Origin of the sequence: Microcoleus sp. PH2017_35_SFW_U_B (assembly GCF_020737865.1) — a bacterium.
GTDB lineage: Bacteria > Cyanobacteriota > Cyanobacteriia > Cyanobacteriales > Microcoleaceae > Microcoleus.
Genome location: NZ_JAEQDE010000191.1, coordinates 1 through 7,279, shown reverse-complemented (window position 1 = coordinate 7,279; position 7,279 = coordinate 1). Strand labels below are relative to the sequence as shown.

The 7,279-nt window shown below is 44.6% G+C and carries 10 protein-coding genes; 7 read left to right on the top strand and 3 right to left on the bottom strand.

The annotated features are described in order from the left end of the window. From mobV to JGK36_RS33400, 3 genes are all read left to right on the top strand, one after another. Nucleotides 1–624: MobV family relaxase (mobV, locus tag JGK36_RS33410; protein WP_367120262.1), on the top strand; the 624-nt coding region annotated here is incomplete at its 5' end. Nucleotides 625–688: 64 nt separating this feature from the next. Beyond that, a complete protein-coding gene (locus JGK36_RS33405) occupies nucleotides 689–1,870 on the top strand; it encodes a hypothetical protein (RefSeq protein WP_363319765.1) in 1,182 nt (393 codons plus the stop codon). Nucleotides 1,871–1,992: 122 nt separating this feature from the next. Further along, nucleotides 1,993–2,196, top strand: coding sequence for a 4-oxalocrotonate tautomerase family protein (locus JGK36_RS33400; RefSeq protein WP_293199291.1), 204 nt, complete (start codon nucleotides 1,993–1,995; stop codon nucleotides 2,194–2,196). Nucleotides 2,197–2,356: 160 nt separating this feature from the next. On the opposite strand, the gene JGK36_RS33395 is transcribed toward JGK36_RS33400, so the two are convergent. Both JGK36_RS33395 and JGK36_RS33390 read right to left on the bottom strand, forming a co-directional pair. Beyond that, entirely contained in the window at nucleotides 2,357–2,947 is a 591-nt protein-coding gene (locus tag JGK36_RS33395) for a hypothetical protein (protein ID WP_293187029.1), read from the bottom strand. A gap of 78 nt (nucleotides 2,948–3,025) precedes the next feature. Next, nucleotides 3,026–3,493: a MarR family winged helix-turn-helix transcriptional regulator gene (locus JGK36_RS33390; RefSeq protein WP_293187028.1), complete on the bottom strand. Its 468-nt coding sequence runs from the start codon at nucleotides 3,491–3,493 to the stop codon at nucleotides 3,026–3,028. 281 nt (nucleotides 3,494–3,774) lie between these two features. On the opposite strand from JGK36_RS33390, the gene JGK36_RS33385 reads away from it, so the two are divergent. The 3 genes from JGK36_RS33385 (at nucleotide 3,775) to JGK36_RS33375 (ending at nucleotide 5,518) form a co-directional block, all read left to right on the top strand. Then, nucleotides 3,775–4,452 carry an L-histidine N(alpha)-methyltransferase gene (locus tag JGK36_RS33385; protein WP_293201350.1) on the top strand — a complete coding sequence of 226 codons (678 nt, stop codon included), beginning with the start codon at nucleotides 3,775–3,777 and terminating at the stop codon, nucleotides 4,450–4,452. Nucleotides 4,453–4,511: 59 nt separating this feature from the next. After that, a complete protein-coding gene (locus JGK36_RS33380) occupies nucleotides 4,512–5,189 on the top strand; it encodes a response regulator transcription factor (protein ID WP_293187026.1) in 678 nt (225 codons plus the stop codon). A gap of 65 nt (nucleotides 5,190–5,254) precedes the next feature. After that, nucleotides 5,255–5,518 (top strand): helix-turn-helix domain-containing protein, encoded by a 264-nt coding sequence (locus tag JGK36_RS33375; RefSeq protein ID WP_293187032.1) that lies wholly within the window; start codon nucleotides 5,255–5,257, stop codon nucleotides 5,516–5,518. Nucleotides 5,519–5,644: 126 nt separating this feature from the next. Here JGK36_RS33375 and JGK36_RS33370 read toward each other — a convergent pair whose 3' ends face one another. Beyond that, nucleotides 5,645–6,235 (bottom strand): carboxymuconolactone decarboxylase family protein, encoded by a 591-nt coding sequence (locus tag JGK36_RS33370; protein ID WP_293187025.1) that lies wholly within the window; start codon nucleotides 6,233–6,235, stop codon nucleotides 5,645–5,647. Nucleotides 6,236–6,413: 178 nt separating this feature from the next. On the opposite strand from JGK36_RS33370, the gene JGK36_RS33365 reads away from it, so the two are divergent. Further along, complete coding sequence (locus JGK36_RS33365) at nucleotides 6,414–6,992, top strand: TetR/AcrR family transcriptional regulator (RefSeq protein ID WP_293187024.1); 579 nt, start codon at nucleotides 6,414–6,416, stop codon at nucleotides 6,990–6,992. Nucleotides 6,993–7,279: the final 287 nt, after the last annotated feature.

The following is a 7,279-nucleotide window of genomic DNA, read 5'->3' as shown; positions in this document are numbered from 1 at the left end:
GCAAAAATTGGCTCTCAAAAAGTCCGAAAAGATGCAGTCATTGCCGCAGACATCCTCCTGGGGGCTTCCCCCAGCTACTTCAGACCCTCTTGCCCGGAAGACTATGGGTACTGGCAGCAAAAGCAACTGGTTCTATGGACAGAAGCTTCAACTGACTGGCTCGAAGAACACGTAGGAAGCAACATCCTTCAAACCGCCCTGCACCTCGATGAAGCCACTCCCCACATCCACTGTCTCTGGGTACCTATCAACAATGAGGGAAAACTGAGCTACAGAAGTACGGAGTTTGGAGGAACAAGAAGTAGCTTGAGCAAACTTCAAGACAGCTATGCCGCAGCCGTTGCCGACTTGGGCATCGAACGCGGCATCAAATTCTCGCCAGCACGGCATCAAAAAATCCGACAGTATTACACTGCTGTCAACTCCCAAGAAACTGTATTAGATTTAAACTTATGGCTTCCCGAACCAGAACCAGAAGAAACTGCCACCAATTACAGGTCTAAGTCAATTGCCTTGCTACAGACTGGTTCCGACGCCATCAACCAGATGCTTGCAGAACGGCAAAGAGCTGTAACACAACAAGAACTCGAACGAGAAAAAGCTATCCTCGCTCAAAAATATTAAGATCGAACAGAAGCTATATGGGAAATCCGATCGCCAGTTTCTAGAGCGCGTTTTCCAAAAGTTGATGCTCAATTTTACCTGGTGGGTAAATCGCAAGGATGCCGAGGGTAATAATGTCTTTCAAGGCGGATTTTTGGGCTTAGATAATATCGGCGTATTCGATCGCAGTGCGCCACTACCGACGGGCGGATATATCGACCAATCTGACGGTACTAGTTGGATGGAGATGTATTGTTTGAATATGTTAAAAATCGCGCTAGAATTGGCAAAAACTAATCCAGTTTATGAAGATATTGCTACCAAATTTTTTGAACATTATCTCTATATTGCCGATGCGATGAATCACATTGGGGAAATGGAAGATTCCTTATGGAATGAGGAAGATGGCTTCTATTACGACGTGTTGCATTTTCCCGACGATCGCCAAATTGAAATGAAAGTGCGATCGCTAGTCGGCTTAATTCCTCTATTTGCGGTAGAAATATTAGAACCAGAAACATTACAGCAATTACCCAATTTCAAAAAGCGATTGGAATGGTTCATCAAAAATCGGCACGATTTACGCCGTAATGTAGCTTGCATGGAAACCAAAGGTAAAGGCGCGCGCCGATTACTGGCGATCGTTTCTAAAGACAAACTCCAACGCATTTTACAAAAGATGCTCGACGAATCAGAATTTTTCAGCGATTACGGAATTCGGGCAGTTTCTCGCTATCATGCCGAACATCCCTATTGCTTCTATACCAACGGTACCGAGTTTCGCGTCGATTACGAGCCAGCCGAGTCTACCAGTGGTTTATTTGGTGGCAATTCCAACTGGCGCGGCCCCGTTTGGTTTCCAGTGAACTTTCTTTTAATTGAATCGCTGCAAAAGTTCCATCGCTATCTCGGCGATGATTTCAAAGTTGAATGTCCGACAGGTTCGGGGCAAATGTTGACTCTGTGGGAAGTCGCTACCGAACTATCCCAGCGACTCACCCAGATTTTCCTCCGTAACCCAGCGGGACAACGCCCAGTTTATGGGGGTACCCAGAAGTTTCAAAACGACCCGCATTGGCGCGATTTGGTGTTGTTTTATGAATATTTCCACGGCGATAATGGCGCGGGAATTGGAGCCAGTCACCAGACGGGATGGACGGGATTGGTAGCGAAGTTAATTCAACAGTTGGGGGAATATGGGGATGAAGATCGAGTAGGGGAATCGGTGCTGGAAATCGAAGCAGGTAGTGAATCGATCGTTATTTAAGTGGGATGATAAAGGTACTCAATTACCAGTAATATAGATTGCGATTGGTGCCTAACCTACTTTGTTTTTTCCTAACATTGTACAAAGTTCATCCCCGCATTTAGGGTGTAGCAAAAATTAATATGCCATACATTAATATTCAGATTACCACAGGTTCTACAAGGACACAAAAAGCTCAACTTGTTAAAGAAGTAACTGATTCTCTCGTTCGGATTCTTGGCAAAAATCCAGAACATATACACATCGTCATTCAGGAGATTGCAGAAGAAGATTGGGGATTTGCAGGACTCCTGACAGATGATTGGAAACAGCAGCAAAACTCATAAGAAGAGTGATGCTGAAGTAAATTAGATAGTTTTGTAGGGTTGGTATTTTATAAGCCTCGTTGACGAATTATGTCAAACATTTTACCTGTTTAATTACCCCAAACCTAGATGGTGGAAAGTACCCACCATCTAGTCCGACGCTGCTGCCGTAACTGCTCTACTAATCTGCACTGACTTGACTCTTCGCTTTATCTAGTCTTCTTCCCCAAGGTTTGAGAACTGAGATCGCAATAATCACAACCAAAGAAATAACTTGAACGAAAGTTCCAATTAATACACCTTTGGCATCGAAATTATAAACCAAATTATTCAGGGCTTGTAATCCCTCCTGCCCTGACAATTTTTCAGCAGTATTCCCCCACGGAAATAGCCAGAATGTGCCAAATACAACCAAACCAGTCGTTAGTATCCACTTAGTAATTACCCAATAGAACTTGATAAATCCATAATTTGTCATCCAGCACAGAAATGTTGCTGTGATGACGGAACCAATCGCTGAAGGAATGACAATCCAGTCATCTAGAAGATTAATTGCTGAATCTAGAGCATTCAGTACGTCGGCATTAACTGATGTTGTGTTTCTAAGCGACAGTAGCAGCATACTCAAGACGCTTCCCGTCCAGAGCGCAGCAAAACCAATATGCGCTGATAGCAGCCAGTTTCTCTGACGGATACTCAATTTTGGCATTTTTCCTCCAAGGTACTTCGATCGAGAACAGCACAACCGCAAGACAGCAATGCTTTTAGTCATGCGGATCAATTGCTTAATATATTGATAGTTAATATATTAAGTAATTGTCCAAAAGTCAACATCATCAGGCTGGGATCGCTAAGAAAAGTTCTGAATGATTCGATCGAGGAGCTTGAGAACGATTTCCTGCTCTGCTTCGGAAATATTTGCAGTTGCCTTTTTAACGGTATCTGCACCAAGCGGTGGCAGAATATACATGAGTCTTTTGCCTTCTTCCGTCAGCCAGATGCGGACGACACGGCGATCTGCTGAGTTTCGTTCTCGGTAAACTAGGTTGCGCTCTTCCATGCGATCGACGACTCCGGTTAGTGTTGCGCCTAGCTGTTTGAGTCTGTCAGCAATACCTGTTGTAGTAATCCCATCTTCTTCCCATAGACAGCACAGAACTAGATAGTGAAATGGAGTCAGATCGTAAGGTTCGAGCCGCTCTAGAAAATCTCTGTACATCAGTTGAGATGCCAGTTTCAGTTGATGCCCCAAGTTGTGAGGAGCGAGAGCATATTTCCATTGCTGGAGAAAATTAGCATTGGACGATGAACTAGGCATTCGATCGAGGTATTGGTGATTAAGCCAAATAGTTAATGTATTAATTATGCTATAACAATCAATTACATAAACGACCGCAAGCGTGAGTTGGAATTGTCGAAGGTAATTTAGGTCGATCGAGTGCGATCGAGTCTCTACAGACTAAATCGCGCTGGGTTTCGATCGCCGCGTTTCTCAACAAATTCTCATTTTCTCTTCAGGAGTGTTTCAGCTCGATCGGGGATCGTAGTTATTATCGAGGCAAATTTAGCTCCGCGATAACCTAACTTTATCCCCTAGCCCTGCACTATTATCCGATCGATGTCAGTGCTGGCATTCTCAAGAGTACGGCTCTAGCATTGTTGGAACGCTACCCCAACTTAAAACTGTGCGGCTTGGCGGGGACTTACGAGCAAGCTCTGGCTCAATTGCCACCAGCAGAACTGGGGAACCGCATGGTGATTTTCCTGGGTAGTACGCTAGGGAATCTAACCGATCGAGAGCGTAGCAGTTTCCTGACCCAAATTCAACAGGCACTCCAGCCTGGAGAATTTTTCCTCTTAGGCGTAGATTTACAAAAATCGATCGAGACGATTGAAGCTGCGTATAATGATGCTCAAGGGGTGACGGCTGAATTTAACCTCAATATCCTCCGCCATCTCAATCATCGCTTTGGAGGTGATTTTGCACTCGATCGATTCGAGCATTTAGCATTCTACAATCGGGAGCAACATCAGCTTGAAATGCATCTCCGCAGTTTGGTAACTCAAACTATAGCTTTTGCAAACCTAAACTATCGAGTTAAGTTCGAGGCTGGAGAAACGATTCACACCGAAATATCTCGCAAGTTTCATTTACCAACATTAGTAGATAATTTATCGGCTCATGCTTTTAAACCTTTACAATTTTGGACAGATCCACAAGATTGGTTTGGCTTGTTGCTATGTCAACGTCAATGTACTGTAGGGGAGTATCCTTAAATTCCAAGCGATCGCTATCCAACGAAAAATCAATCCACAATCAAAAATCAAAAATCAAAATGACAGCACATATCCTCTTGGTTGAAGATGAAATTAAACTCGCCCGATTTATCGAACTGGAATTAGATAGTGAGGGTTATCGCGTCAGTGTGGCACACGATGGGATGGCGGGACTGAGTTTGGCGCGGGAGGCGGCACCGGATCTAGCGATTTTGGATTGGATGTTGCCAGGACTTACAGGCGTGGAACTCTGTCGGCGACTGCGATCGACTGGTATATCTATCCCCGTAATTTTACTGACAGCTAAAGATGAAGTCGGCGATCGCGTGACGGGTTTGGATGCGGGAGCCGATGATTATGTAGTCAAACCGTTTAGTATTGAAGAACTACTCGCGCGCATCCGTTCTCATCTGCGACGCACCCAAAAAACCGACGAAGATCTGTTGCAATTTGAAGATTTAAGTTTAAATCGACGGACTCGCGAAGTCCATCGCGGTAGCAGATCGATCAATTTAACTGCCAAAGAATTTGAGTTATTACAATACCTATTGAGTCATCCTCGCCAAGTATTTACTAGAGAGTTAATTATCGAAAATGTCTGGGGATTTGATTTTCTGGGCGACTCAAATATTATCGAGGTTTACGTTCGCTATCTCCGCACGAAGTTGGAGCAAAACAACGAGCCAAGATTGATTCATACCGCGCGGGGTGTCGGGTATGCTTTGCGGGAGCAATAGCAGCGATGAAGATTTCGATTATAACGTTAAAGTTGAGCGGCAGCAGATAGCCATGGACACTCTACATTTTGTGGATTCTCGACACAAACGGCGAATTACGCTTTGGTGAACTGAGGCGTAAAGTTGATGGCATCTCAACGAAGGTGCTTACCGAAAGATTGCGATTACTGGAATCGATTGAAGTAGTTCATCGTCACCATGAATCTACAATTCCACCTCAAGTTACCTACAGCTTGACTGAACGCGGAAAAGAGTTGTCTGGGACACTCGACCACCTCTACAAACTCGCTGTGCGTTGGTATGGCACGGAGGGAAAAACGGCTGTCTAGATTTTGCTGAATGCTAACAGATAACCTTTAGGCTGCTGTCCCTACACGTAACCCAACAGCCGACCCTCGATCGAATTCAAATTTAAAACATTTGGACTTTTATTTCGTTTCAACGCAACAGACTTCCTAGCTCTCAATATGTTTGCCAGCATTCCACCAAGACAAAGAACTCGCCGCCAGATCCAGCGGTGGTTTTTCTAAAGTTGTTGCCAGTGTATCATTCCATTTATTGTAAAAAGACATCATCGCAATCAGACTGACAATCTCCGCGATCGCTTCATCCTCAAAGTATTTACCCAATTCTCCAAAATCCTCATCCGTGACTGCATTGGGCATTTTATTAGCCTTATCAGCAACTGTCAACGCCGCGCGTTCGGCAGCCGAGAAACTGGGATGAGTCTGGTAATCGCGAATATTTTGAACTTTGTCCATCGACAACCCATATTTGAGAGCTAGCCCCGCACAATGCGCCGTACAGTACATACAACCAGCCGCACGGGATGAAACATACATCACGAGCAATCTGAGCGTCATCGAGGTTTTTCCCGCTGTCAGCAGCACTGCGCCAGTTAGTTCGACTACTGCCTTCATCACCGCAGGCTTATGTCCCATCGTCAGATAGTCATTAGGCAGAAATCCGAAAAATTCCTCCAGTTGCCCGAACATTTCATCATATGTGGCGAGTTCGGCAATGGGTTTGGGTGCAAGTCTGGGCATGGTTGTCTCCTGCGATTTGTTTGCATAATTACTCGATCGACAATTGCTCAGGCTTAAACCCTTGCGGATGGGCTATACTGATGAAACAATAGTTTTTGTCGATATAGACAAGAATACAGGTTTTTGTCGAACCCGTCAAGAATAAACATCGATAATTTTTAGCTAACTACCGATAACCATGCCGCGCCCTCGATCGTTCGATACCGATGCTGTCATAGAACAACTCTGCGATTATTTCTGGGAGCATGGCTATAGTGCGACATCTTTGGATGAGTTGGCGCAACTGCTGGGAGTCAAGCGGGGCAGTTTATTTAATGCCTTTGGCTCGAAGGAAGTGTTATTTTATGCGGCTTTCGAGCGGTACGAGCAAAAGTTTAAACTGGCGTTTGAGACGGATAAAAGTGGCGTTAACGCGATCGCCAATTATTTCCATAATGCGATCGAAATTGCGTCTACCAAAGGGATGGGGCGCGGTTGCTTTTTGGTGAATCTGTTGATGTCTGCCGAAATTCCCACTCCCGAACTTCAACAAGCGATCGATCTAGACGTAATTTTTATCAAAGACTTTTTTCACAAACATTTAGAACTAGCTCGGCTAGATGGGCAACTACCGCCGCCAATTTCTATTTCAGCCGGAGTCGATGTGTTGTTTAGTGCCACGATCGGAGTTTTCGCATTAGCGCGGATGAGAGCAACGCCTATGATGATTCAAGAGTTCGTTAAGAACAATTTTCGGGGATTGTTTCTCAAGGTGTAGGTGAGATCCTCCAACCTTGTCGAAAGAGCAAGATTTCAACAAAACAGCGCAAGAATCGGGCTTCAGCTTACTGGGGCTTTTCTCTACTATTGAGGTATGGAAATTTTTCTAGTAGTGAGCCAAAGATCGTGACTACTCAACCCATCTTCAAAACTGTAATGAACCGTGTCACTTTTGAAAGTGAAGGCGAAACCGCTCGTAAAAACATGGACAAAGCTACCCAAAAGTAGTCAATGTTAGACATCTACGTTAGTAATTTTAGTCCACAGTCCTAAAACTACAGGAAT